We start from the raw sequence: 23,536 nt of genomic DNA, 5'->3' as shown, positions 1-23,536 counted from the left end.
GATTATGCGGTCGGTGCCGAGTGCCGCACCGCGACGCCGTCGAGCAGCAGTCCGACACCGGCGGTGAGCAGTTCGTCGAAGGAGAGGTCGGGTCCGTGCGGCTCGGCGGCGAACATCCGGTGCAGCACCGGGCGGACGCGCGGGTCGAGGAGTTCGGCGAGTTCGGCGCGCACCGGGTCGGCGAACGCGGTCGCGCCTGCGCCGATCCGGTCGCCGCGATCGGTGCTCCACATCAGGGCCAGACCCTGGACCAGGCCGGAGTAGGCGAGGTAGATCGTGAGCATCTCGGCGCTGGTCAGATCGAGGTCGTCGAGTGCGGTGAAGGCGCGTTCCAGGGAGTCGAGCAGGGCCGGACCCAGCGGCGGTCGGGTGCGCGCGAGCACGGTGAGCACCCACGGATGCCGTCGATAGAGCCGCCACTCCGCGTCGGCCTCGGCCGCCAGGGTCGCGCGCCAGTCCGGGGCGGGCGCGGGCTCGGGTGCCCGCGCGAGGGCCAGTTCCGTCATCGCCGCCAGCAGGGCCTCGCGGTCGGGGAAGTGGCGGTACAGCGCGGCGGTCGCGACGCCGAGTTCCCCGGCCAGGCGGCGCATGGTGAGGCCGTCGAGCCCGTCCCGGTCGGCGAGCGCGATCGCCGTGGTGGCGATGTGCACCGGGGACAGCCGGGTCGGCCGGGGGCGGCGCACCGGCGGGCGCCGGTCCCGGCGCGCCCGATAGGCCCGGCCCTGACAGGACCGCGAGCAATAGCGGCGCGCCCGGCCGCGGTCGGCCTGCTCCACCTCGCGTCCACACTGCACGCACAGCGTTGATTTCCGCACACCAACCAGTGTGACGAAATCCTCGTAACTGTGCTGGCGCACTCCTAGGTTGGCGACTACGCACGCTGTTCACACGAAGGAGAGACCGATGCATGCCCACGTCAGACAGGCAATGCCCGACGAGCTCACCGAGGTCGCCGACGCCTTCGTCGCGGCCAGTCTGGACGAGGTCGTCTCGGCGTGGATCCGGGCGGGCGACCCGGAGATCGAGCAGGCCTATCGCACCACGTTCGGACCGCAGTTCGTCGCCAAGGCCATGGCCGAGGACGAGGTGTGGGTCGCGGGCGACGGTCGCGACATCTGGGCGGTGTCGCTGTGGCAGACCGTCACCTCCGCCGACCGGCTCGCCGCCGAAGCCGACGAAGCGCGTGCGCTACTGAAGGCCGCGCCCGATGTCGTCTCGTTCCAGCGGATGGCGGCGGTCTCGAGCCTGGTCGCCGCCGCGCATCCCCGGGAATTCCCGCACCGCTACCTGCACGTCATCGTCACCGTGCCGGAGCACCGGGGCAAAGGCGCCGGCGGCGCGATCCTGGCCGACCGCCTCGCCGCCTTCGCCGACGCGGGCGAAACGGCGTTCCTGGAGGCCAGCACGGTCCGGTCGTCGCGCCTCTACGCCCGCCACGGCTTCGCGCACGAGGGCGACCCGATCCAACTGCCCGACGGCGGACCGACCCTGCTGCCGATGTGGCACCGTGGCTGACCCGCGCTGTCGCGCGCCGTGGCCGACTCGCGCCAGCTCCCGCGGCGGCTGACCCGCGCCGTGCCGCGCGGCGGCTGACCCGCCCCGTCCCGCATTGCGCCGATCTCCGTGGCGGATCGCCGCTGGAGGAAGGACAGGAGGTCGCGCGGTCGTCCGGCGGCGGGCAAACACCGGCTTCCCCGGGTCACGGGGGCGGATTCTCGGTGTGACCCGCACGGCAATCCGGTGGTGAATACTGGCAAACACTGGACAACACTGGAACCACTGCCTACGCTCACGCTCGTGACGGACACGGCCGAGGAGCTGGAGGCGCGCATCGCCGACCTCCGCGGCGAGGTGCGCCGTGCCGCCGCGTCCGGTGACCGCGCCACCGCCCGTCAGCTGCGCGCGGAACTGCGCAAAGCCGAATCCGCCTGGGACTCGGTCGTCCTCGGCTCCATCCCGGAACCCGCCGCCGCGCCGGAGCGGGCCGACGCGCCCGCCGTGCCGGTGCGCGAGCACGTGCACCGCGCGCTGACGCTGCTTTCGGTGCCGTCCTCACCCAAACTCGTCCTCGCCGTGCACGAGGCGTTCTTCTCCGGCGAACTGCTGCCCGCCCGGCTGACCAGCCTGCGCCGCGACGAGGAACGCTCGTTCCGCTCGGCGCCGTACGCGCGTCCGTACTACGTCTGCGCGGCGCTCACGACGGATCTGCTGGCGCCGGCGCGGGGGCTGATGGCGGTCAGTTCGTGGCCGCTGGAAGGCCGGATGGTGGGGCCGTTGAGCCCGCGCGTCGACCTGTTGACCTCGGCGATCCGCCTGGCCGGCCATCTGTCGGCGCAGCCCGCCACGACCCCGGCGGGTCAGCGCGTTCTGTGGCGGCTCGCCGTGTCGATACCGGGAGTGTCGGGAGCTCCGGACACACTGGACCCGGCGGAGGTGATCGAGGCCGCGCGGCGCGAGCTGGCGGTGCACGCGGACGAGGACGCGCGGCAACGACTCTCGGCCGCGCGCCGGGCGGCCGAGCAGCTGGCCGATCCGGCCGCACAACTATTCGGTGTTCGGCTCGGGGTGGCCGACCGGCGACGAATCGAGGTGAAATGAGCACTCTCGCAGCACAGCTGGACCAGTTGCGCGGCGCGGCGCCCGCGACCAGGCACAATGCCCGCACCATCGCCGCGCTCACGGCCAATCCCGGGTGCGCCCGGCGCGCCCTGCTCGACGCGGCCGCGGTGGACAAGACCGTGATCGCCCAATCGCTCGGTTTCCCACCACAGTTCGGTCAGTCGCAATTCGCCATCACGCGTGGCAATGCCTTCGAGTCGATGGTGAAGGCCAACGGGTGCGCCGAACTGCTGGCCCTGCTGCGCGACACGCTGGGCCTCACCATCCCCGAGGTCGCCTACCACGACCTGAACTCCGTCGGCGAGAACACCGGCAACGCCGTGCGGTACCAGCGCACCAGGCAGCTGCTGAAGTCGACGATCGCCGCGGGCGACGGCACCCTGTTCGACCACCCGATGCTGCGCCTCGACATCGCGGGCGCCACCGCCTACCTGGAGCCCGACGTGGTCGCCGTGCAGGTCGACGGCAAGTTCCACGTCGTGGAGATCAAGGCGTTCCCGGTGATCGACGGGCAGGCCGACCCGGCCCAGGTCGCGGCGGCCGCGCGCCAGTCCGCCGTCTACGTGATCGCGTTGCGCGAGTTGATGACCGAGATCGGCGAGTCACCGGAGCTGGTCTCGCACAACACGATCCTGGTGTGCGCGAAGGACTTCACCAACCGGCCCACCGCCGCCCTGGTCGACCTGCGCAAGCAGCTCGCGGTCGTCTCCCGGCAGCTGACCCGGCTCACCGCCATCCCCGACCTGCTCGAGCTGCTGCCGCCCGAGGCCACCTTCGCACCGGGGGAGGACCTGGAGAAGACGATCGCGGCCATCCCCGCCCGCTACGCGCCCGAGTGCATGTCGAGCTGCGAGCTCGCCTTCGCCTGCCGCGACGAGGCCAGGACCTGCGGTTCGGTCGACGCGCTCGGCCGCGGCGTGTGCGACGAGGTCGGCGGCATCGAGAACCTGCACACCGTCCTCGGCCTGGCCGACGGGACGCTGCAACCGGGACCCGAGCACGCCGACATCACCGCCATGCTGCGCACCGCGCACCGGTTGCGGCTGGAGATCGCGGGATGAGTGTGCTGTCGGCCCTCGCCAAGGCCGAGGCGGTCCGCGCGGGCCGAGCGCAGCCCACCGCGGCGGTGCGGCACCTGCACCTGGCCGAGCGGCCGCTGGTGGCGGTGCCGCTGCGGCTGGCCGGTGAGGCGGCGGCGCCGCTGGCGATCATGATCGGCACCGCGCGCGGCGACCAGGACGTGCTGATCGTGCCGCAGCCACGCGACCGGGTGCTGCGCCTGCGGTTCATCGAGCAGCTGGCCGATGTGGTGCTGCCCTATCTCGCGTCGTTCCTGGCCGAGAGCGAGGAACTCACCAGCAAGGCGGGCGAGACCTACACCCGCTGCCTCGACGCGCCCCAGATCTGGACGCCCAACGAGGGCGGGGTGAACTTCCTCAAGCTGCTGGGCCGTTCGGTCCGCTTCCACCGCACCGACGGCGACAACCCGGTGCCCGTCTCGATTCCACTGCTCGGCCGCTGGCTGACCTGGTTCGGCGACCGCGCCGAACATCCCGGATCGGCGGTACTCCCCGCGCTGACCTCGGCGCTCTCGGCGCACTGGGCGACCGGCCAATCCGCCCTGGAGGACGGCAATCTCGCTGCCCTGCTCGGCTGGATCGACCCGCCGCCGGGCCGCACCGGCGCCGAGGCCGCGGCCATCGCCGAGGACCCCCTGCAGTCCCCACCCGCGGGCCCGGCCACCGATCCCGGCTTCGACAACGAGGAACTCGCGCCGCTGATCGCCGCCTACAACGCCGCCACGGACGAGAACGCGCGCGCCGTCGCCGCCGAACGGCTCGAGCGCTCGCTGCGCGGCCAGCTCGAACCCACCTGGCAGTTGATGTGGCGGGCGCTCGACCTGCTGCGCGCGCTGCCGCCGGGCGCCAGCGTGGCGAACCGGTGGACCGACGATCGCGGCGCCTTCTCGTATTTCGCGGCCGAGGTGGCCGAGGGCACCCCACAGGCGCGGCGTGATCCCGCCGTGCGCGCGGTGCGCAGGCTGCTCGAACGCGAGCGGGCGCTGGAGGCGTTGCAGGCCCAGTGCGCCTTCGACGATCCACTGCGCATGCTCGAGCACCGGGTCACCGGGGCGGCGTTCCGCGGCACCGTCGTGCACAGTGAACCGGATCGCGTCGACCGCTCGGGCGCGCGCCCGAAACTGCGCCCACACATCCACATCCGCACCACCGATCCGTTCCTCGCGGTCGTCGGCGAGGAACTGACGTGCGTGGAGCGGCCGAAGCAGAGCGGGGTCGTCGTCGAGATCGACGGCGACGGCATGGTGCTCGAACTCTCGGGCGGGATGGGCCGCAAGCTCGTCGCCGAACCCGGCTCGGTGCCCGCCGACGGTGAGGCCCTCGGGTTCGCGCGATTCTCGCCGACGCCGTTCAACGGTCAGCTGAATCTGCCCGCCCGCGAGGACACCCCCTGGACGCACGGCGGTCCGCCGCCGGAATGGGCGCCGCCCACCGACGACGAAGGGGAGGAGCTGCAATGACCACACCGGACGAGGCCGTCGCGAACATTCTCACCGACCTGCGCGACGCGAGCCATCGCGCCATCGTCGTCGACTCGCCGCCCGGCGCGGGCAAATCCACGCTGGTCGTGCGGGCCGCCCGCCAGCTCGCCGAGGACGACGATCAGCGGATGATCGTGGCCCAGACCAACGAGCAGGTCGACGACCTCATCGACCGCCTCGCCGGGGCCGATCCGGCGATGCGCATCGGCCGCCTCTCCAGCACCGCGTATGTGACCAGCGAGCGGGTCGACCAGCACGCGAACGTCCGCGTCGCGACCAAGCCCGCCGACCTGGCCGATCGCACGATCGTCATCGGGACCGCCGCCAAGTGGGCCACCATCACCGACGGCAGCTGGTCGCACGCGATCATCGACGAGGCGTACCAGATGCGCTCGGACATGTTGTTGCGCATCGCGAATCGGTTCGATCGCGGGCTGTTCGTCGGCGATCCCGGGCAGCTCGATCCGTTCGCCACCGTCGAGACCGCGCGCTGGGCGGGGCTCACCTGGGACCCCACGATGAGCGCGGTGAGCGTGATGCTGGCCAACAACGACAACATCCCGATCCACCGGCTGCCGGTGTCGTGGCGGCTGCCCGCCACGGCGGCGCCGGTCGTCTCGCGGGCCTTCTACCCGTTCACCGGCTTCGAATCCGGCACCGGATTCGGCGACCGCAGCATGGATTTCACGACGCGCGGCCTCGGTGGACCGATCGATGCGGTGCTCGAGGAAGCGGCCGCGACGGGCTGGGGCTGGTACGAACTGCCCGCCCGGCACACCCTGCGCACCGATCGCGAGGCGGTGCACGCCCTGGCCGCGATCGCCGCCCGGCTGATCGAGCGCGGCGCCACCGCGCATTCGGAATCGGGCAGCCACCCGGTCACCGTCGACCGCGTCGCCATCGGCACCGCCCACCGCGACCAGGCCGACGCCGTGCGCACCGCCCTGCGCGGCACCGCCGCCGAACCGGTCACCGTCGACACCGCCAACCGGCTCCAGGGCCGCGAATACGACGTCACCCTGGTGCTGCACCCGCTCTCGGGCCGCCGCGACGCGAGCGCCTTCCACCTCGAGGCGGGCCGTCTGTGCGTGCTCGCCTCCCGGCACCGCCACGCCTGCATCCTGGTCGGCCGGGCGGGCATCCCCGAACTCCTCGACGCCCATCCCTCGGCCGAGCCGGTCCACCTCGGCGTGCCGGTGAAGTTCCCCGACGGCTGGGAGGCGAATCAGTCCGTGCTGAGCCACCTGACCCGGCATCGGGTGCGGGCGGGAACACTGAACTAGCGCCGTCGCGCCAGTCACCGCGTGGTCTCCGCCGACCGGGCGCCGGAGACCACGATGAGCGGGAGGATCACGATGAATGCCGCGGCGGCGAGCCAATCCGTCTCCCCGGTCACCAGTGCGAACCCCGCGACACCCACCGCGGCCAGCAACAGCCACACCGAACCCGCGCAGACCAGGACCCGGCCCGCTCGTCTGCGCAACATCAGCGCGACACCGCCGACGATCGACAGCGCGGCAGGGGGAACGGTCGCCACCACCGCTGACAGCGACAGCCGGAAGTCCTCGTCATAGGTCATCGCCGACCCGACGTAGGAGGTGTCGGTCGGCTGCATCCGCAGCAGGTGCCCGAACATCGACAGGCCGATGAATCCGAAGATCAGTCCCATCACGAGGCTGATCACGGCCACGGCTTTCGCGCTGCCCCCGGATACCTCGGCCGCGGGCGCCGATCGCGGTGTGCGCGAACCGACTGCCGCCGCCGACTGGACCGACGGCGCAGGGAAGATGTTGTACAGCAGCGCATCCCGTGCAGCGGCGGCGAACTCCCCACAACCGCCGAAGCGCTCCGCTCGCCGCTTGGCCATCGCCCGCGCGAGCACGGCGTCGAGAGCGGGCGCCAGCCCGGCCCGCGCGGTGCTCAACCGCGGCACCGGCGCGGACAGGTGACCGGCGATCACCTGGGCCGGATTGGTGGCCGGAAACGGTGGCTGCCCCGCCAGCACCGCGTACAGCGTGCAGGCGAGCGAGTACTGATCGGACCGGTGATCGACCACTTCGCCCGCCAGCTGTTCGGGGGAGGCGTAGGCCAGGGTGGCGGTGAACGTGCCCGTGACGGTCAGCTTGGTGCCGGAGTCGACGAGCCGGGCGATGCCGAAATCGGTGAGCACGGCGCGGGAATCAGCGGTGCCGGGCGCAGCCACCAGGATGTTGGCCGGCTTCACGTCGCGATGCAGTACCCCCTGGCCGTGCGCGTAGTCCAGCGCCGCGGCCGTCTCGGCGATGTATCGCAGGATCAGGTCCGGCGGGGTGCTCGGGTCGAGCCGGGTGGCGTCGACGCCCTCGATCAACGGCATCGAGATCCACAGTCGCCCGTGGTCGGCACCCCGGTCGAAGATGCCGACGATCCCGGGGTGTTCGAGCCCGGCGACGATGGCGGCTTCCTGTTCGAAGCGGCCGCGCACCTCGGGATCGGCCGATACCGCCGGATCGAGGACCTTCAACGCCACGCTGCGCGGCAGCCGGGGATGCCGGGCGCGATAGACCGTTCCCATGCCACCGCGCCCGAGCACGCTCTCGATGCGGTATCCGGCGAATGTCTCGTCGACGGCTGTCACCGATCCCCCTTGTTCGCGCCATGTCGTGACCACGCAGCATAGGCTCGTCGCGCCGCGCGCTGGGATCACGTGACGGTTCACCCTGGGTAAGCTGCGAGTTTGCTTGACGGGGACGGATTTTCGGGGTCCGCGCAAACCGCGCGCGGGTGAGGACGGTCGGTTAGTCTCTGCGCGAAGACAAGCGTGCCGGGTCGTCTGTTTCGCGGGTGCGGGCACGCAGCGGAGCGCCGGGGCGGCTCCGGGAGCGGAAAGTTTCGGTGTGAAGAACTGGCGTAGCTCGTTGCTCGGGAAGTCGTGGTCGGGCGGGCGCGGTGTTCGCGGCCGGGTGAGCGTACGGATCCGGCTCCTATCCATCGTGCTGATCTCCAGCGTGTTCCTGCTGGTCACCGGTGGTGGCGCGGCGGTGTACCTGGTGGACTCGGCGCGCGAATCGACCGAATGGGCCGAGCTGGCAGGCAGTACCACCGGGCCCGCGATCCTGATGGTGTCGGCGTTCCAGGAGGAACGCAGGCTGTCGCTGCTGCGGCTGGCCGGTGACCCGCCGTCCACGCCCGCGCTGATCACCGCCCGCCAGCGGTCCGACGAGGCGCTCGCGGCGGTGATGGCCAAGGGCGACGCCGCGCGCGAGCTCAATCTGGACGGTTCGGCCGAGGACATCGAGGGCTACAACAAGCTCTTCGCCATGGTGCCGACGGTGCGCGGCGGCGTCGACGCGCTCCAGATCCCGCCGGAACAGGTGTTCACCTTCTTCTCCCAGGTGATCGGCACCATCGTCGCCGCGTCCGTGCTGGCGGCCCGGGTGGCGCCGGACGCGAACATCGGCATCGAACTGGGGTACGGCGTCGAGCAATTGCGTGCCGCCGAGGCGCTCTCGCAGGCCGACACCCTCGGCTCGGTGGCGTTGACCAACGGCCGGATGTCGGCCGCCGAGCTGGCCGACTTCAGCCGCCGGGTCGGCGAGTTCCGTGGCGAGGTGGCCTATTCGGCCACGGTGCTGAAGGGCACCCGGCTCGCGCAGCTCGGCGCGATCACCGCGAGCACGGACTGGCAGCAGGTCACCGCGATGCAGGACGCGCTGGTGACGCGCGGTCCCGTGAGCAACGATCGCGGCGACGCGACACTGCCGCTGAGCCTGGCGGGCTGGCAGGACGCCACCCGGCACGTGAACCTCGCCCTGCAGCAGCTGTGGGAGGACCAGAGCGGAGACGCCCACGTCATCGCCCGTCAGCAGGGCGAGACCGACACCCGCAACGCGCTGGTCGGCGGGGCGCTGGTCGCGCTGCTCGCGGTGGGCGCCTTCCTGGTGGCGCTCGTCCTGGCCAATCGGTTCATCGGCCGCATGCGGCGGCTGCGCCACGACACCCTGGAACTGGCCGACGAGCGGATGCCCGACCTCATGCGCAGGCTCGCGGCGGGCGAGCAGGTCGAGGCGCGCGCGGAGACCTCCCGGCTCGACTTCGGCTCCGACGAACTCGGCCAGGTCGCGGCCGCGTTCAACCGGGCGCACCTGGCCGCGGTGTCGGCGGCGATCGCCGAAGCCCAGACCAGGGCGGGCATCAATACCGTCTTCCTCAATATCGCCCACCGCAGCCAGGTGGTCGTGCACCGCCAGCTCGCCCTGCTCGACCGCGCCGAACGCGACGAGAGCAACGCCGATCAGCTCGAATTGCTGTTCCAGCTCGACCATCTCGCCACCCGCACCCGGCGCAACGCCGAGAACCTCATCATCCTCGGCGGCGAGCAGCCGGGCAGGCGCTGGCGCAATCCGGTCGCGCTGCTGGAGCTGGTCCGCGGCGCCATCGCGGAGAGCATGGACTACACCCGGATCCAGACCAAGCAGCTGCCCGAGGTGCGCATCGCGAGTCACGCGGTCGCCGACGTCATCCACCTGCTCGCGGAACTGATGGACAACGCGACGGCGTTCTCGCCGCCGGAAGCGCACGTGGTGGTGTCCGGGGTCGTGGTCGGGCGCGGCATCGCGGTGGAGATCATCGACCAGGGTCTCGGCATGCCGGAAGCCGATCTCGCCGAGCGCAACGCGATGCTGGCCGACCCACCCGAATTCAGCGTGACGACACTGTCGGGCAGCTCCCGGCTCGGCCTGTTCGTCGTCGCGAAACTGGCGAGCAGGCACAACATCTCGGTGCGGCTGTCGGAATCGATCTACGGCGGGGTGCGCGCGATCGTGCTGATCCCCTCGGCGCTGGCCGAGGCCATCGACCAGTCCGCGCCGATCTCCGGCCAGTTCCCCGTCGTCACCCCGCGCGCATGAGCGACGAGCGCGAGCACTGGTACGAGGAGGATGCCGGTCCGATCGTGCGCCTCTACGCGGTGACCCGCGGACGCGGGCGAACCGAGCGTGACGAACTCGACCTGACGACCCTGCTGGTCGACGCGGGCGCCGGCACGCGACTGCGGCGCACCGAACCCGAGTACGCCGCGATCGTCGACCTGTGCCGGACCCCGATGGCGGTGGCCGAGGTGTCGGCGCACCTGGGGCTGCCGCTGAACCTGGCGAAGGTGCTGATCACCGATCTGATCGAGGAGGGCAGGCTGATCGCGCGCGCCCCGCAGCACCGCGCGGTCGGCAATGCCGACCTCGGGGTGCTGCGGGCCGTTCTCGCGGGGATCCGCCGGGTCGACGGCTAGGTGAGCCTGGCCGCCAGCCGCTTGGCGTTCATGTAGCCGATCGCCTCGATGGTCACCATCGGGTTCACCCCCGGTGCGGTGGGGAAGCTGGACCCGTCGGCCACGACGATATTGTCCACGTCCCAGGTGACGCCGTCCGGATTGGTCGCCGACAGCTCCGCGCTGCCGCCCATCCGGGCCGAGCCCATGATGTGCAGGGCGCCCAGCGAACACCGGCCCGGCCCGTAGCCCGCCTTCTTGCAGGCGGCGTCGAACTCCGCGAGCGAGCCGCGTACACCCGGCTCGAACGAGATGCCCGCCTGATGACCGGAGTAGATGCGTTGCGCCCCTGCGGCTTCCAGGACCGAGGCCGCGCCGACGATGCCGGTGTGCAGGTGGTTGGCGTCGTAGTCGGAGAGCCGGTACTTCACCACGGCCTCGCCGCTGCCGTCGATCGAGACGGTGCCGGGATCGCGGTCGCGGGTGATCACGCCGATCGAGTTGGTGCGCGCGAAGTCGAGCATGGTGTCGCGGTGCGCGGCCGCCCCGCGCCAGCTCATGAACCCGGTCGCCAGGCCGGGATGGATCGGTCCGGTCTCGTAGATGACGCCGTAGCCGTTGCCGTCGAGATCGGCGTGGTGCCTGCTGATCCGGGCCTGGAGCGCGCCTTCCCAGGGCCGGATCTCCTCCTCGAACACCCCGAAGACCGCGGCGGCCGGATGCAGGCGCAGGTGCTTGCCGATGTTCTTGTTGCGCAGGCCCGACCGCTGCAACAGCGCCGGGGTCTGGATGGCGCCCGCCGCGACGACCACCGCGCGGGCCCGCACGGTGATCTCGACGCCGTCGGAGGTGCGCGCCGAGACCGATTCCGCCCGACCGGCTTTCACCGTGATCGTGCGGACGTCCGCATCGACCACCAGGCGCGCGCCGTGCCCGGCGGCATCGTGGAGCCAGGTCTTGGTGACCGACTGCTTGGCGCCGAGCCTGCACCCGTAGCCGCACCGCCCGCATTCGACCGCGGCGTCGCAGGCGTCGCCGACATTGCGCGGCAGGGTGTCGACGTCCCAGCCGAGCGCCTTGGCGCCGCGTTCGAGGATGCCGTCGCGGGCCGAGAGCGGCGACCGGCCGCTGGTCACCCCGATCCGGCGCTGCACCGTGTCGAGCGCGTCACCGAACTCGTCGTCGGCGAACTGCGGAACACCCGATTCGGCCCATTCCTTGCGGACGTTGTCGGGCGTGGGTAGCGAGGTGCTCCAGTTGACGACGGTGCCGCCGCCGAGACAGGACCCCGCCACCAGCGTGATCTGCCCCTCCGCCGAGGCGGGCGGGCCCGAGGCGTACAGGCTGGTCAGCGCGTCGAGCTCGCCGTTGCCGAAATCCTTGTCGTCGTAGTAGTTCCCGCGTTCCAGGACCACCACGTCGAGGCCCGCCTCGGCCAGTACCGCGGCCGCCGCGCCGCCGCCCGCGCCGGAACCGACCACCACGACATCGCAGTCGAGGGTGGTCGCTTCGGTGAATCGCTGGGGCGTGAGCGCGGGGGCCGGAGCGTCCGCCAGCGGTCCGGTCGGCGCCGGATAGCCGATCCGCTCCCACAGCGGGTTGACCCCGGTCGGGCCGGGAGTCACGTTGTAGGCCAGCAGCGACGCCTGCTTGAGCGCCTGGAACACCGCGCGCGCCGGGGCCAGCCCGGAATCGGCCAGCCGCAGCAGCGCGGCCTCCCTGCGCTCCTGCGACAGCGACGAGAACCGGCGGAAGCCACTCCCGGTCAGCAGGCCGAAGGCGCGGGAATCCCACAGCCCCAACAACATTCCCAGCTGCTTCTGATCCGCTTCCCGTGGGTTGCGGCCCAGGATCCGGAAGATCGTATCGACCGTGCCGAGCGCGGTCGCCGGTGGTAGTCCGAGCTCGTCGCCCGGGAGGAATGTGTCACAGATCAGGCCGAGCGCCGCGCGCTGTTCGGCTGTTGGTTCCATACGGAAACCACCCCTTCTCACTCTGGGGTGATTTGTATCACGGGTGTTGCGGGCGTGCTCGGTGTCAACGGGTTTCGGGCCGGGTGGCGCGCACCCGGCCCGATCGGCGGCTACCGGCGGCCGGTGGCGACCGTGAACTGCACCGTCTTCAGCGTCGGTGTCGACAGTTCGACATCGGCGGTGGCGACCGTCTTCGCCGTGCCGGGGGAGGCCGTCAGCTGGTAGCGGCCGGGCTGCAGGCCGCGGAAGCTGACCTGGCCGTCGGCGCCGGTCGACAGGTGCCGGTGGATGGTGTCGCCGCAGGCGTCGAAGCCGGTCAGGACCACCTTGCCGCCCGCGACCGGGGCGCGGGTGGATTCGTCGAGCAGGACGGCGTCGATCTGGCCGGTGGCCGCCGGGTCGGGCGAGCGTAGTGCTAGGTCGTTTTGTCGCGATTGTCCGGCTTCGCAGGTCGTGGCCTGCTCGACGGTGTCGGTGCTACCGGGATGGGCTCCCGCGCTGGTCACCGCGCCCGCTGTGAGAGCGGCTGCGGCCAATCCGATCATCGAATACCGGGCAACGACGCTACGTGGCATTTCGCCGACTTCCTCCTGTTTCCTGGGTGACGCTGGGGCACACACGGATGTTCCTGAGGTATCGCTCGCGCGGCGAGCTTACTGGCGGGAATTCCGGGCCCGTCGGGGGAGTTCCATAGAGGCGGTTGTGGCCGTTCTGTGCGACCGTGGAGCTCTACGAAGGAGGACGCGTGACCGAAACCCGTAAGGCGATTCTGGCCGGTGGATGCTTCTGGGGCATGCAGGATCTGATCCGCCGTCAACCGGGCGTGCTGTCGACCAGGGTCGGCTACACCGGTGGCAGCAACGATCACCCCACCTACCGCAACCACCCCGGCCATGCCGAGGCCGTCGAGATCGAATACGACCCGGCGCGGACCGACTACCGGGCCCTGCTCGAGTTCCTGTTCCAGATCCACGACCCCACCACCAGGGACCGGCAGGGCAACGACATCGGCTCGAGCTACCGCTCGGCGATCTTCTACCTCGACGAGGATCAGCGCCGCACGGCGATCGACACCATCGCCGACGTCGACGCCTCGGGCCTGTGGCCGGGCAAGGTCGTCACCGAGGTGACCCCCGCGAGCACCTTCTGGGACGCCGAGCCCGAACACCAGGACTACCTGATCCGCTACCCCGACGGCTACACCTGCCACTTCCCCCGCCCCGGCTGGAAGCTGCCCAAGCGGGCGACCGCCGAGAAGTAGGGGCCCGGTGCCGGATCGGCCGCGGATGATTCAGGCGTGGACGATGATCGGCGCCACGACCGTCCTGCCGATCCTGCGGACGACGTCCGGGTCGGTGAGATCGAAGCGGCGCGGTGGGGTGAGATAGCTCAGCGTGAGGCGCAGCAGGGCGTCGGCCTTCATCTCGGGGTCGCCGCCCGGCACGCGCCCGGCCTCCTGCGCCTCGATGATCTGCGCGGTGATGAACCGATGGGCGATCTCGAGCACCGACGGCTCGCCCTGTGCGAGAACCGCCGCCATATCGGCGGCGTGGTGCGGTTCGGCGTCGGCCGCGATCACGGTCGTGCCGAACCGCATGCAGGCGGTGAAGGTTTCCACGATGCGGTCGGCGGGCTCGGCGACGGCGAGGAAGATGCGCCCGACCTCGGCGAGCAGCGCGTGGACGGCGGCGCGAATCGCGCGAGCGAAGAGGTCGTCCTTGTTGCCGTAGCGACGGAACAGGGTCGCGCGGCTCACGCCCGCCGCCGCCGCGATGTCGTCCATGGTCGCCGCGCGGGTGCCGCGCCGGGCGAGCACGCCGATCGCCGCGCTGAGGATCGGCAGCTCGGCGGCGTCGGGTTCGGTCCCGAGACCATCGAGCGCGCGCTCGAACAGTGCGGACAGCGGGGCTGCGGGCCGGGTCACGCCCCTATCCTTGCAGTGAGACTATTAGGTGCTGTAATAGTCTCAGGGGAGGAAAGGGGGCGCGATGAGCGCGGAGATCACCCATCACCCGGCACCGCTCGGTCCGGATTCGGTCGCCTGGCAGGTGTTCGGCGACCTGACCTTCCCGCTGGGCGCCGGGCATCGGTTGCTCATCGACGTCATGCATCCGATCGTCGCCGCGGGGGTGCGGCAGTACTCGGTGTTCGAGTCCGATCCGTACGGCCGGGCCCAGCGCACGCTGGAGCTGATCATGGGCGTGGTGTACGGCGGGGAGCAGGCGCTCGCCACGGCGGCCCGGCTGCGGGAACTGCATCGCGGGTTCACCGGCCGTGCGGCCGACGGCACGCGCTGGAGCGCCTTACAGCCGGAGGCCTTCCACTGGGTGCACGCCAGCATCGTCCACGGTGTCTGGGTGCAGCAGCGGCTGCTCGGCCGGGGCTGGCGCCCGGGCGAGATCGAGCGGTTCTACCGGGAGATGTGCCAGGTCGGCACCCTCTACGGGGTCCGCGACAAGGACATGCCCGCCGACTGGGCCGCGTTCGTCGACTGGTTCGACGCGATGATCGAGCAGCGCGCCGAACGCAACGACATCACCGACCGGGTGCTGGCGCTGATCGCGGCGCCCACCCCGCCGCCGATCCCGGTGCTGTCCACGGCGCCGGTGTGGAACCGCACCGGGCGCCCGCTGGTCGGGAAGGTCAACGCGCTGGTCACCGCCGGGCTGCTGGACCCGAAGATCCGCGGAATGCTCGGCATCGAGTGGACACCGGCGCGACAGCGCGCCTTCGACCGCCTGGCCGCGCTCTCGCGGGCGGTCCTGCCCCGGTTGCCGAGGCGGGCCCGGCTGGTGCCACCCGCCTACGCCGCGATCCGGCGGGCGCGCGGGTGAATCTCACCGGACGACCCGTCGACGTCCACGCACCCGACGGCACTCGGCTGCACACTCGCGTCTTCGGCGCCCCCGACGCGCCACCGATCGTGCTCGTGCACGGCGTGCTGTGCCGAATCGAATTCTGGCAGCAGCAGATCGAGGAACTCGCCGAGCACTTCCGGGTGATCGCCTTCGACCTGCGCGGACACGGTGCCAGCGCGGCCCCGCGCGTGCGGCACTATCGCCTCGACGATCTGGCCGGTGATCTCGACGCCGTCCTGGACGCCACGCTGAGCGACGGGGAGACCGCCGTGCTGGCCGGTCATTCCCTGGGCGGGATCGCGATCCTGGCCTGGGCGCGGCGATTCCCCGCGCACGTCGCCGCACGCGCCGCCGCCGTGGCGCTGATCAACACCACCCCGGGCGATGTCCTGCGGCACGTCGACTTCCTGCCGTTCCCGGAGCGCTATGAGCCGATCCGGTGGTGGCTGGCTCGTCTCGGAGCGCGGATGACCCGGATGCCGACGCCGCGGCGGATCCCGTTCCGGCACCGGCTGGTGGCCCGGCTCGCGGTCGGCCCGGGCGCACCGGCGGCGATCGCCCACAGGGTCGCCGAGCTGGCGACGACGACCAGCGCGCGTGGTCGCCGTGGGTACGGGGTGATGCTGGTCGAACTGACCGAGACGATCGACGTCGCCGGGCTGTCCGTCCCGGCTCTGGTGATCGCCTCGACCCACGATCGGATCACCCCGCCGGGCCGATCCGTCGACATGGCAGGCGCGCTGCCGCACCTGGTCGACCTGGTCGAGCTCGCCGGTGGTCATTCGCTTCCGCTCGAGCAGCCCGCCTATATCAGCGCCGCGCTGGCGGCGCTGCGCCGCGCGACCGACAGCCTGACCGAATCACCCGCTCTGCCGGTTTCGGTGGAGGAAAACCGCATGTAGAGCGGGTCGTGTGAAATGATCGGCCATGTCGGCGTGACCGTGGCGCCGGATCGGAAGACTCATATCGGCGGTTTCGGCCGTCGCACAAGGTGAGGGGATGCGATTCGGATGACGTATGGACAGCAGCAACCCGGGTATCCACCGGCGGGGCCGAAACTCGGTGTCGGCGACGCCATCGGTTACGGGTGGGACAAATTCAAGAACAACGCGGTCGTGTGGATCGCGATCGTGCTGATCGCGTTCGTCATCCAGGTGGCGATCAACTTCCTGTTCGGCCTGGGGAACACGACCGATACCGACGCCGACGGTGGCATCAGCATCGGTTTCGGTATCTGGCAGTTCATCGGCACCGTGGTCAGCGCCATCATCGGCTATTTGATCTCGGCCGCATTCGTGCGCGGCGCGCTGCACGAAACCGACGGGCGGAAACCGGGATTCGGTGATTTCTTCCAGTTCACCAATGTCGGCGCGGTCATCCTGGCCGGCATTCTGGTCGGTCTGGCGACCGGTATCGGTTTCGTGCTGTGCATTCTGCCGGGTCTGGTGGTCGCGTTCTTCACCTGGTGGACGATGCAGTTCGTGATCGATCGGAACCAGGACGCGGTGACGGCGATCAAATCGAGTTTCTCGGCGATATCCGGTAATGCCGGACCGCTGCTGCTGCTGACGCTGGCGCTGTTCGGCATCAATATCGTCGGCGCGCTGCTGTGCGGCCTCGGTCTGCTGGTGACGATCCCGCTGACGATCATCGCCTCGACCTACGCGTACCGGGTGGTGACCGGCGGTCCGGTCGTCGGTGGGGCGACGGCCGTCGCCGATCCCGGTTACCCGCAGCAGTACGGCGGGCCCGCAGGGGGATTCGGTCAGCCGGGTCAGCCCGGCTACCCCGAACAGCCCGGCTACCCCGGTCAGCCCGGTTACCCGGGTCAGCCCGGTCAGCCCGGTTACGGTGGCCCTGCGCAGGGTGGTCAGCCCGGTTACGGTGGCCCGGCCCAAGGTGGTCAGCCCGGCTATGGCGGTCCGGCCCAGGGTGGTCAGCCTGGCTACGGTGGCCCTGCGCAGGGTGGTCAGCCCGGCTATGGCGGTCCGGCCGAAGGCGGTCAGCCGGGCTACGGCACCGGCCCGGGCTACGGCACTCCGGGTGGCCCCGAAGGCGGTCCCGACCTGGGCAAGCCGGGCGAGGGCCCCAGCAGTCCCGATATCGACCGCTGACCCCGAACACGAAGGGGGCGTGCGATGCGACCGCATCGCGCGCCCCCTTTTTTCGTACCTACTCGCAGCCGATGCCGTCGCCGTCACGGTCGAGGCCGTACTCGTCGGGTCCGATCACCTGCACGCGCCCGGTGTAGACCGGCCCGTTCCCGCTGCCGCCTTCGCAGTCGACATCGCTGACGATCGGTAGGCACGGGGAGTAGGACTTGTGGCAGTTGCCCGACGGCTGGGCGGTGGCCACAGCGGGCGTGACGATCGCGAACGCGAAGGCCGCGACGGCGGCCGATCCCAGGGTGACGGCGAATTTCATGGTGCTCCGTTCAGTTGTCCAGCGCCGCACAGTTTTCCACCTGCGGGCGATTTGCCGGAAATCTGCGGATCGGTACCTGCGGGTAATCTCGGGGTCTCAGGGCGAGGGAGGCCGGAATGCGGGGGAAGTGGCGGGCGTGGTCGTGGCGGCGGCGCGGCGCGGTGCTCGCGCTGGTGCTGCTGCTCGTGGTGTCGTTGCCGGTCGCGGGCGTGGTGACGGCATTGCTGGCGCACAACATCGGCGAGCAGTCCGAGCAGGCACGGACCAGGGGCAAGGACGCGTTCTGGCTCGGCCACGCGTGGGTGGACGGGCGCAGGACCGACGCCGACGTCGATCAGCTGGTGAAGTTGCTGGCGGGTACCGAGATCCGGGATCTGTACGTGCACACCGGCCCGCTCGAGCACGACGGGAGCCTGCGCGACGAGCTGGCGCCCAGGGCGCGCTGGTTCGTCGACGCCGTGCACGCGAAGCTACCGGGGATCCGGGTGCAGTCCTGGCTCGGTGACATCGTGCGGCCCGAGTTCGACGGGCTGGACGTGGAATCGGCGCCGTCGCGCGAGCGCGTGGTCGCCTCGGCGCAACGGGTGCTGGACTACGGCTTCGACGGCATCCACTACGACCTGGAGCCGATCCGGTCCGGCTCACCGGGTTTCCTCGCGCTGCTCGACGCGACCAGAGCGGTGACCTCCGCCGCGCGAGTGCCGCTGTCGGTGTCGGCGCCCGTCATCGATCCGCTGCCGGGCCTGCACGCGGTGGGTATCGCGCTCGTCGACCACGGGAAGTGGTGGAGCCAAGCCTATTTCGCCGAGGTCGCGCGCCGCGTCGATCAGGTGGCGGTGATGTCGTACGACACCGCGATGCCCACGCAGGCGCTCTACAGCGGATACCTCGCCCAGCAGACCGAACTGGCCGCGGAAGTCACTCCGTCCGAGGTCGACCTGCTGATGGGCGCGCCCGCATTCTGGGCCGACGATCCCGGCCACGACGGATCCTCGGAGACGGTCGCCGCCGCGATCCGCGGCATCCGCCTGGGCCTCACCCGAACCGACGTCGGCCGCCCCAACTTCGGCGTGGCCCTGTACGTGGATTTCGCCGCCAGACCCCAGGATTGGATCGACTACCGCCAGGGCTGGTGCCGCCTGCCCGAGTGACGCGGCTGTCCCGATCGGTCAGGCCGCGGTCCGGCTCAGCCACGGATGGTCGGGATGGACCATTTCCAGCCACGCGGACAGGCGGGCGCGGCGTTCCTCGGAGAGCAGGGGGAGGGCGCGGTGGAAGTCGGCGTCGTCCTTGGGGCGGTTGGCTTTTGCCTTGAACAGCAGGACTACTTCGGGGATGAGGTAGGGGATGCCGGTGGGGGTGGTGCGGATCAGGTCGGGGTAGGGGAGGGTGATCGTCGGGTCGCGGCGGCAGATCCAGGTGTCGCCGTCGTGGGGTTCGCGGAAGACGTCGAGGTGGAACGCGCCGGTGTAGGGGTCGCGGAGCCAGGTCTGGTGCAGGTCCTCGCGGTGGGCGGCGCGGGCGTAGGGCCAGAGGTGGCCGTCGCCGACGATGTCCCACTCGTATTCGGGGAAGGCGGCGGCGATCTCGGGGAAATCCGCTCGGGGGACGGTGATCTCGATGTCCTCGTGGGCGCGGGAGATCCCGCCCGCGAACAGGTCGACGGCCCAGCCGCCGGCGACGGCCCAGGGCACGGGGCAGGACGCGAGACGGGCGGCGACGACGCTCGGGGTCCACGGGTCCCAGCGGCGGGTGGCTTCGGTGTCGGTGATCGGACGGGCGCCGTCCGGTGAGCTCATCGACCCATCATGTCCACAGGTGCGGGTACCCGCGCAAGGCTGTTGTGGCCGATGGTGATCGAGGTGAGACGGGTTCGTGAGGAAATCAGCGGCGGCGGTCGGTGAGCCAGGCCAGCGGGCGCCGATGGTGCGGCCGCGCCCGGTTCTCCCAGCGCGGGTTGTCCTCGTCGCGCCGGTAGACCGGGATGCGGCCCGCGACGGTGAAACGCAGATCGCGTGCCGTGCCGACGACTTCACCGTCGGCGGCCACCGGGACGGGGAAGTGCAGGGCGATCGACAGCTCGTGCATCTGCCGTTCGCCGTAGACCCGGCTGTGCCCGATCGCGGCCAGCATCAGCGCGATGACGGCCCTGGTGCGGGAGAAGCGGACGTCGGCACGCAGCCAGCGGACGTCGAGCAGGCCCTCGTCGAGCCGGGAGCGGAAGGCGGGGACGGCCCCGTGCGGGTGATACGGACCGTTGCCGACGAACAGGAACCACAGATCGTGCCAGCGGTCGTCGATCCGGATGCGGGTCGGCTCGGCCCGGCGCAGCATGACGATCAGCGCCGCCGCGAACGCGGGCCACTTGCCCCAGCGGTCCTCCCACTTCTCGCGCAGGCGGACCAGATCGGGGTAGGCGCCGACGCTGGCCGTGTTGATCAGGTAGTGGGTGCGCGGACCGTCGGCGGTCTCGAATTCCACTGCGGCGATATCGACTTCGACCGCCTCACCCGCGCCGGTCGCGTCCACGACCTCGCGCAGGTCGTAGACGCCGAGGTCGCGGGCGAAGTGATTGAGCGTGCCCGCCGGGACGACGACGAGCGGCAGCTTGTTGCGCAGGGCGACGGCCGCCGCGGCGGCGATGGTGCCGTCACCGCCCGCCGCGCCCACGGCGACGATCGACGAGTCGATGGCTTCCTGGAGCAGCTCGACGGCGTCGCGGCCGGGCTCGGTGTGCAGCAGGGTGGCCGCGGGCAGTGCCTCGGCGATATCGGCGGTGGGGTCGTAAGTGGAGTCGCCGGAGCGCGGATTGATCAGCAGCAGCAGACCTTTGCCGTCGACCAGCACGGGCACGTCGCGCACCACGTGCGCCTCGGCTTCGTCGGATTCGCGGATCGGCCACCAGCGGCGGGTGGCCAGCGCGACGCCGGTGCCGACCGCTGCGCCGACGAGCACGTCGGACGGCCAGTGCGCGCCGGTGTGGACGCGCGAGTAGGCGACGGCCGCGGCCACCGGCGCGACGGCGAGCGCGGTCCGCGGGCTCTCCAGGGCGACCGCGGTGGCGAAGGCCGCCGCGTTGGCGCTGTGCCCCGACGGGAACGACGACGACACCGGCGCGTCGATCAGGCGCCTGCCGTGCGGCATGAGCTCGGCCGGTGGCCTGCGGCGCGGGATCAGCGACTTCAGCACCAGATTCACCACGAAGCTCGACCCGGCCAGCGCGATCACCCCGCGCATGGCGGCCCGCCGGGGCTGGCCGGGCTTCAGCGCCAGCACCGCCGCCGTGGCCAGCCACAGGCCGCCGGTATTGGCCGACTTGGTCAGCCGCAGCATGCCGCGGTCCACCGGGGACTCCGGGATCCTGGACACCGTCTGGCTCAGCGTCCGGTCCATCCGGGAGACTCTGCGGAACCTGCGGCCGGGCATCTCACTCACGGCCACGACCTTACCGCCGTTGCCCGGCATCGGCTTTCGCCGAAGCCGGAGCCGACCGCCCCGATCGCGACGCCGGGACCGGCGCGGATGCCGGTGCTCGCGCCCGTGCGCGGAGGTTCGCGCGGTTCCGGCCGGGACCGATAAGCTCTCGCCCATGACCGACAACGCGCTGCTCGAGGGCCCCATCCACTCTGTTCACGTCGAGCTCGGAGCCACCTTCGCGCCGTTCGGCGGGTGGGAGATGCCCGTGCAGTACGGCGGCACCGTCGGCGAGCACACCGCCGTGCGCACCACGGTCGGGCTGTTCGATGTCAGCCACCTCGGCAAGGCGACGGTCGCGGGCCCGGGCGCGGCGGCGTTCGTGAACTCGGCGCTGACCAACGACCTGGCCCGGATCCGCCCCGGCAAGGCCCAGTACACGCTGTGCTGCGCGGCCGACGGCGGCGTGATCGACGATCTGATCGCCTACTACGTCAGCGACGACGAGGTGTTCCTCGTGCCCAACGCCGCGAACACCGCGGCCGTCGTCGCCGAACTGCGCAAGGTGGCGCCCGAGGGCGTCACCGTCACCGACGAACACCGCGACTACGCGGTCTTCGCCGTGCAGGGCCCCAAGTCGACCGAGGTACTGGCCGCGCTCGGCCTGCCCACCGACATGGAGTACATGGCCTACGCCGACGCCGATTGGGACGGCCGCCCGGTGCGGGTCTGCCGGACCGGCTACACCGGCGAGCACGGCTTCGAACTGCTGCCCCGCTGGGCCGACGCCGAGGCCGTGTTCCGCGCCCTCACCGCGCAGGTCGTCGCGGCGGGCGGACAGCCGGCCGGGCTGGGCGCGCGCGACACCCTGCGCACCGAGATGGGCTACCCGCTGCACGGCCACGAACTGTCCCTCGACATCACCCCGAACCAGGCCCGCACCGGCTGGGCCGTCGGCTGGAAGAAGCCGGAGTTCTGGGGCAAGGCGGCGCTGGAGCAGGAGAAGGCCGACGGCCCGCGCCGCACTCTGATGGGGCTGAAGGCGCTCGATCGCGGCGTGCTGCGGCAGGGCCAGACCGTGCTGCGCGACGGCGAGCCGGTCGGGGAGACCACCTCGGGGACGTTCTCGCCGTCGCTGAAGGTCGGCATCGCGCTGGCCCTGCTCGACACCACCGCGAAGCTGGAGCCCGGCGACGAGGTGGAGGTCGACGTGCGCGGGCGCAGGCTGCGCTGCGAGGTGGTCAAGCCGCCGTTCGTCGACACCAAAACCAAGTAATTCCGCGCAATGGATAGGATCGCATCATGACAGTCGCTGCACAGTTCACTCGTATTCCGCATCCGGCGCCCGTTTCGGCGCAGCAGCGGGAAGAGGTACTGGCGGCCCCCGGTTTCGGGCGGTTCTTCACCGATCACATGGTGTCGATCGACTACGCCGACGGCGCGTGGGGCAACGCGCGCGTCGAGCCCTACGGCCCGCTCTCGATGGACCCGGCGACCATGGTGTTCCACTACGGGCAGGCGATCTTCGAAGGACTCAAGGCCTACCGGCAGCCCGACGGCAGCATCGCCACCTTCCGGATCGACGCCAACGCGGCGCGCTTCCGTCGCTCGGCCGCCCGGATGGCGATGGCCGAACTGCCGGAGGAGCTGTTCGTCGAGTCCGTGCGTCAGCTGCTCGACGTGGACGCCGACTGGGTGCCCGCCGCCGGCGGCGAGGACTCGCTGTACCTGCGTCCGTTCATGTTCTCCACCGAGGCGGGGCTGGGCGTCAAGCCCGCGGCGGCCTACAAGTACCTGCTGCTGGCCTCGCCGGCGGGCGCGTACTTCCCGCGCGGGGTGAAGCCGGTGCGGGTGTGGCTGTCCACCGAGTACGTGCGCGCGGCTCCCGGCGGCACCGGCGAGGCGAAGGTGGCGGGCAACTACGCCGCCTCGCTGCTGGCCCAGGCGCAGGCCACCGAGAAGGGCTGCGACCAGGTCGTGTGGCTCGACGCCTGCGAGCGCCGCTACGTCGAGGAGATGGGCACCAACAACCTGTTCTTCGTCTACGGCACCGGTTCCGAGGCCCGCCTGGTGACCCCGGAGCTGTCCGGCTCGCTGCTGCCCGGCATCACCCGCGACTCGCTGCTCACCCTGGCCGCCGACTCCGGCTACCCGGTCGAGGAGCGCAAGGTCTCGGTCGAGGAATGGCGTAAGGGCGCCGAATCCGGCGAGATCAGCGAGGTCTTCGCGTGCGGAACCGCCGCCGTGATCACCCCGGTCGGCTGGGTGCGCTCGGCCGACGGCGAGTTCAGCATCGGCGGCGGTGAGCCCGGCGAGGTGACCATGGCGCTGCGCGACACGCTGACCGGCATCCAGCGCGGTACCTTCGCCGACACCCACGGGTGGATGCGCACGGTCTAGGCACTCTCGACATACAAGGAGCGGGTCCCCGAGGGGACCCGCT

22 protein-coding genes are annotated in these 23,536 nt (G+C 71.2%); 14 read left to right on the top strand and 8 right to left on the bottom strand.

Annotated elements, in window-relative coordinates:
- Window positions 1-2 precede the first annotated feature (2 nt).
- On the bottom strand, window positions 3-815 hold the full coding sequence (locus AB0H54_RS28250) for a TetR/AcrR family transcriptional regulator (RefSeq protein WP_357349359.1): 813 nt from the start codon (window positions 813-815) through the stop codon (window positions 3-5).
- A gap of 88 nt (window positions 816-903) precedes the next feature.
- Between AB0H54_RS28250 and AB0H54_RS28245 the strand changes: the two genes are divergently transcribed.
- The 5 genes from AB0H54_RS28245 (at window position 904) to AB0H54_RS28225 (ending at window position 6,462) form a co-directional block, all read left to right on the top strand.
- Window positions 904-1,515: a GNAT family N-acetyltransferase gene (locus tag AB0H54_RS28245; protein WP_357349358.1), complete on the top strand. Its 612-nt coding sequence runs from the start codon at window positions 904-906 to the stop codon at window positions 1,513-1,515.
- Window positions 1,516-1,797: 282 nt separating this feature from the next.
- Entirely contained in the window at window positions 1,798-2,598 is an 801-nt protein-coding gene (locus tag AB0H54_RS28240) for a hypothetical protein (protein WP_357349357.1), read from the top strand.
- Window positions 2,595-3,680, top strand: a complete 1,086-nt coding sequence (locus AB0H54_RS28235; protein ID WP_357349355.1) for a hypothetical protein — start codon at window positions 2,595-2,597, stop codon at window positions 3,678-3,680. Before AB0H54_RS28240 ends, AB0H54_RS28235 begins: the two co-directional genes overlap by 4 nt.
- The gene (locus AB0H54_RS28230; RefSeq protein WP_357349353.1) at window positions 3,677-5,158 is read left to right on the top strand and encodes a hypothetical protein; all 1,482 of its coding nucleotides are present in this window, start codon (window positions 3,677-3,679) and stop codon (window positions 5,156-5,158) included. The genes AB0H54_RS28235 and AB0H54_RS28230 overlap by 4 nt, the downstream gene beginning before the upstream one ends.
- Window positions 5,155-6,462: an AAA domain-containing protein gene (locus AB0H54_RS28225; protein WP_355279953.1), complete on the top strand. Its 1,308-nt coding sequence runs from the start codon at window positions 5,155-5,157 to the stop codon at window positions 6,460-6,462. The genes AB0H54_RS28230 and AB0H54_RS28225 overlap by 4 nt, the downstream gene beginning before the upstream one ends.
- Window positions 6,463-6,476: 14 nt before the next feature.
- On the opposite strand, the gene AB0H54_RS28220 is transcribed toward AB0H54_RS28225, so the two are convergent.
- Window positions 6,477-7,796, bottom strand: coding sequence for a serine/threonine-protein kinase (locus AB0H54_RS28220; RefSeq protein ID WP_357349351.1), 1,320 nt, complete (start codon window positions 7,794-7,796; stop codon window positions 6,477-6,479).
- Between the two features lie 259 nt (window positions 7,797-8,055).
- Here AB0H54_RS28220 and AB0H54_RS28215 point away from each other — a divergent pair, with 259 nt between their 5' ends.
- The gene (locus AB0H54_RS28215; protein WP_357349349.1) at window positions 8,056-10,068 is read left to right on the top strand and encodes a nitrate- and nitrite sensing domain-containing protein; all 2,013 of its coding nucleotides are present in this window, start codon (window positions 8,056-8,058) and stop codon (window positions 10,066-10,068) included.
- Window positions 10,065-10,445 carry a DUF742 domain-containing protein gene (locus tag AB0H54_RS28210; protein WP_357349347.1) on the top strand — a complete coding sequence of 127 codons (381 nt, stop codon included), beginning with the start codon at window positions 10,065-10,067 and terminating at the stop codon, window positions 10,443-10,445. Before AB0H54_RS28215 ends, AB0H54_RS28210 begins: the two co-directional genes overlap by 4 nt.
- Here AB0H54_RS28210 and AB0H54_RS28205 read toward each other — a convergent pair.
- A complete protein-coding gene (locus AB0H54_RS28205; protein WP_357349345.1) occupies window positions 10,442-12,397 on the bottom strand; it encodes an FAD-dependent oxidoreductase in 1,956 nt (651 codons plus the stop codon). The genes AB0H54_RS28210 and AB0H54_RS28205 overlap by 4 nt on opposite strands.
- Window positions 12,398-12,507: 110 nt before the next feature.
- Entirely contained in the window at window positions 12,508-12,933 is a 426-nt protein-coding gene (locus tag AB0H54_RS28200; protein WP_357349343.1) for a carboxypeptidase-like regulatory domain-containing protein, read from the bottom strand.
- Window positions 12,934-13,142: 209 nt separating this feature from the next.
- On the opposite strand from AB0H54_RS28200, the gene msrA reads away from it, so the two are divergent.
- Complete coding sequence (gene msrA, locus AB0H54_RS28195; protein ID WP_357349341.1) at window positions 13,143-13,658, top strand: peptide-methionine (S)-S-oxide reductase MsrA; 516 nt, start codon at window positions 13,143-13,145, stop codon at window positions 13,656-13,658.
- A 30-nt stretch (window positions 13,659-13,688) separates the two neighbouring features.
- On the opposite strand, the gene AB0H54_RS28190 is transcribed toward msrA, so the two are convergent.
- Window positions 13,689-14,321, bottom strand: a complete 633-nt coding sequence (locus AB0H54_RS28190) for a helix-turn-helix domain-containing protein (protein WP_357349339.1) — start codon at window positions 14,319-14,321, stop codon at window positions 13,689-13,691.
- A 64-nt stretch (window positions 14,322-14,385) separates the two neighbouring features.
- On the opposite strand from AB0H54_RS28190, the gene AB0H54_RS28185 reads away from it, so the two are divergent.
- The 3 genes from AB0H54_RS28185 (at window position 14,386) to AB0H54_RS28175 (ending at window position 17,369) form a co-directional block, all read left to right on the top strand.
- Entirely contained in the window at window positions 14,386-15,231 is an 846-nt protein-coding gene (locus tag AB0H54_RS28185; protein WP_357349337.1) for an oxygenase MpaB family protein, read from the top strand.
- Window positions 15,228-16,157, top strand: a complete 930-nt coding sequence (locus AB0H54_RS28180) for an alpha/beta hydrolase (RefSeq protein WP_357349335.1) — start codon at window positions 15,228-15,230, stop codon at window positions 16,155-16,157. Before AB0H54_RS28185 ends, AB0H54_RS28180 begins: the two co-directional genes overlap by 4 nt.
- Before the next feature lie 108 nt (window positions 16,158-16,265).
- Window positions 16,266-17,369, top strand: coding sequence for a hypothetical protein (locus AB0H54_RS28175; protein WP_357349333.1), 1,104 nt, complete (start codon window positions 16,266-16,268; stop codon window positions 17,367-17,369).
- Window positions 17,370-17,427: 58 nt separating this feature from the next.
- Here AB0H54_RS28175 and AB0H54_RS28170 read toward each other — a convergent pair whose 3' ends face one another.
- On the bottom strand, window positions 17,428-17,679 hold the full coding sequence (locus AB0H54_RS28170; RefSeq protein WP_355279975.1) for a hypothetical protein: 252 nt from the start codon (window positions 17,677-17,679) through the stop codon (window positions 17,428-17,430).
- Between the two features lie 116 nt (window positions 17,680-17,795).
- Here AB0H54_RS28170 and AB0H54_RS28165 point away from each other — a divergent pair, with 116 nt between their 5' ends.
- A complete protein-coding gene (locus tag AB0H54_RS28165; protein ID WP_357349331.1) occupies window positions 17,796-18,830 on the top strand; it encodes a hypothetical protein in 1,035 nt (344 codons plus the stop codon).
- Window positions 18,831-18,848: 18 nt separating this feature from the next.
- On the opposite strand, the gene AB0H54_RS28160 is transcribed toward AB0H54_RS28165, so the two are convergent.
- Window positions 18,849-19,478 carry a hypothetical protein gene (locus tag AB0H54_RS28160; RefSeq protein WP_357349329.1) on the bottom strand — a complete coding sequence of 210 codons (630 nt, stop codon included), beginning with the start codon at window positions 19,476-19,478 and terminating at the stop codon, window positions 18,849-18,851.
- Between the two features lie 85 nt (window positions 19,479-19,563).
- Window positions 19,564-21,105 carry a phosphatase PAP2 family protein gene (locus AB0H54_RS28155; RefSeq protein WP_355280176.1) on the bottom strand — a complete coding sequence of 514 codons (1,542 nt, stop codon included), beginning with the start codon at window positions 21,103-21,105 and terminating at the stop codon, window positions 19,564-19,566.
- A gap of 163 nt (window positions 21,106-21,268) precedes the next feature.
- Here AB0H54_RS28155 and gcvT point away from each other — a divergent pair, with 163 nt between their 5' ends.
- Together gcvT and AB0H54_RS28145 are read left to right on the top strand one after the other, a co-directional pair.
- Entirely contained in the window at window positions 21,269-22,369 is a 1,101-nt protein-coding gene (gcvT, locus tag AB0H54_RS28150) for a glycine cleavage system aminomethyltransferase GcvT (protein WP_357349328.1), read from the top strand.
- A gap of 26 nt (window positions 22,370-22,395) precedes the next feature.
- Window positions 22,396-23,493: a branched-chain amino acid aminotransferase gene (locus AB0H54_RS28145; protein ID WP_218717140.1), complete on the top strand. Its 1,098-nt coding sequence runs from the start codon at window positions 22,396-22,398 to the stop codon at window positions 23,491-23,493.
- Window positions 23,494-23,536: the final 43 nt, after the last annotated feature.

Source organism: Nocardia sp. NPDC050718 (genome assembly GCF_040654235.1).
Taxonomy (GTDB): domain Bacteria; phylum Actinomycetota; class Actinomycetes; order Mycobacteriales; family Mycobacteriaceae; genus Nocardia.
Note: the sequence above shows the minus strand (reverse complement) of the source record. Positions and strands in the feature narration are given on the sequence as shown.

What these genes read in the sequence shown, in the direction of transcription:
- AB0H54_RS28230 (WP_357349353.1), top strand. Translation starts at nt 3,677, where the DNA reads ATGAGTGTGCTGTCGGCCCTCGCCAAGGCCGAGGCGGTCCGCGCGGGC.
- AB0H54_RS28155 (WP_355280176.1), bottom strand. Translation starts at nt 21,105, where the DNA reads ATGCCCGGCCGCAGGTTCCGCAGAGTCTCCCGGATGGACCGGACGCTG.
- AB0H54_RS28205 (WP_357349345.1), bottom strand. Translation starts at nt 12,397, where the DNA reads ATGGAACCAACAGCCGAACAGCGCGCGGCGCTCGGCCTGATCTGTGAC.
- AB0H54_RS28175 (WP_357349333.1), top strand. Translation starts at nt 16,266, where the DNA reads ATGACGTATGGACAGCAGCAACCCGGGTATCCACCGGCGGGGCCGAAA.
- AB0H54_RS28185 (WP_357349337.1), top strand. Translation starts at nt 14,386, where the DNA reads ATGAGCGCGGAGATCACCCATCACCCGGCACCGCTCGGTCCGGATTCG.
- AB0H54_RS28165 (WP_357349331.1), top strand. Translation starts at nt 17,796, where the DNA reads ATGCGGGGGAAGTGGCGGGCGTGGTCGTGGCGGCGGCGCGGCGCGGTG.
- AB0H54_RS28160 (WP_357349329.1), bottom strand. Translation starts at nt 19,478, where the DNA reads ATGAGCTCACCGGACGGCGCCCGTCCGATCACCGACACCGAAGCCACC.
- AB0H54_RS28235 (WP_357349355.1), top strand. Translation starts at nt 2,595, where the DNA reads ATGAGCACTCTCGCAGCACAGCTGGACCAGTTGCGCGGCGCGGCGCCC.
- AB0H54_RS28170 (WP_355279975.1), bottom strand. Translation starts at nt 17,679, where the DNA reads ATGAAATTCGCCGTCACCCTGGGATCGGCCGCCGTCGCGGCCTTCGCG.
- AB0H54_RS28245 (WP_357349358.1), top strand. Translation starts at nt 904, where the DNA reads ATGCATGCCCACGTCAGACAGGCAATGCCCGACGAGCTCACCGAGGTC.
- AB0H54_RS28225 (WP_355279953.1), top strand. Translation starts at nt 5,155, where the DNA reads ATGACCACACCGGACGAGGCCGTCGCGAACATTCTCACCGACCTGCGC.
- AB0H54_RS28145 (WP_218717140.1), top strand. Translation starts at nt 22,396, where the DNA reads ATGACAGTCGCTGCACAGTTCACTCGTATTCCGCATCCGGCGCCCGTT.
- AB0H54_RS28210 (WP_357349347.1), top strand. Translation starts at nt 10,065, where the DNA reads ATGAGCGACGAGCGCGAGCACTGGTACGAGGAGGATGCCGGTCCGATC.
- gcvT (WP_357349328.1), top strand. Translation starts at nt 21,269, where the DNA reads ATGACCGACAACGCGCTGCTCGAGGGCCCCATCCACTCTGTTCACGTC.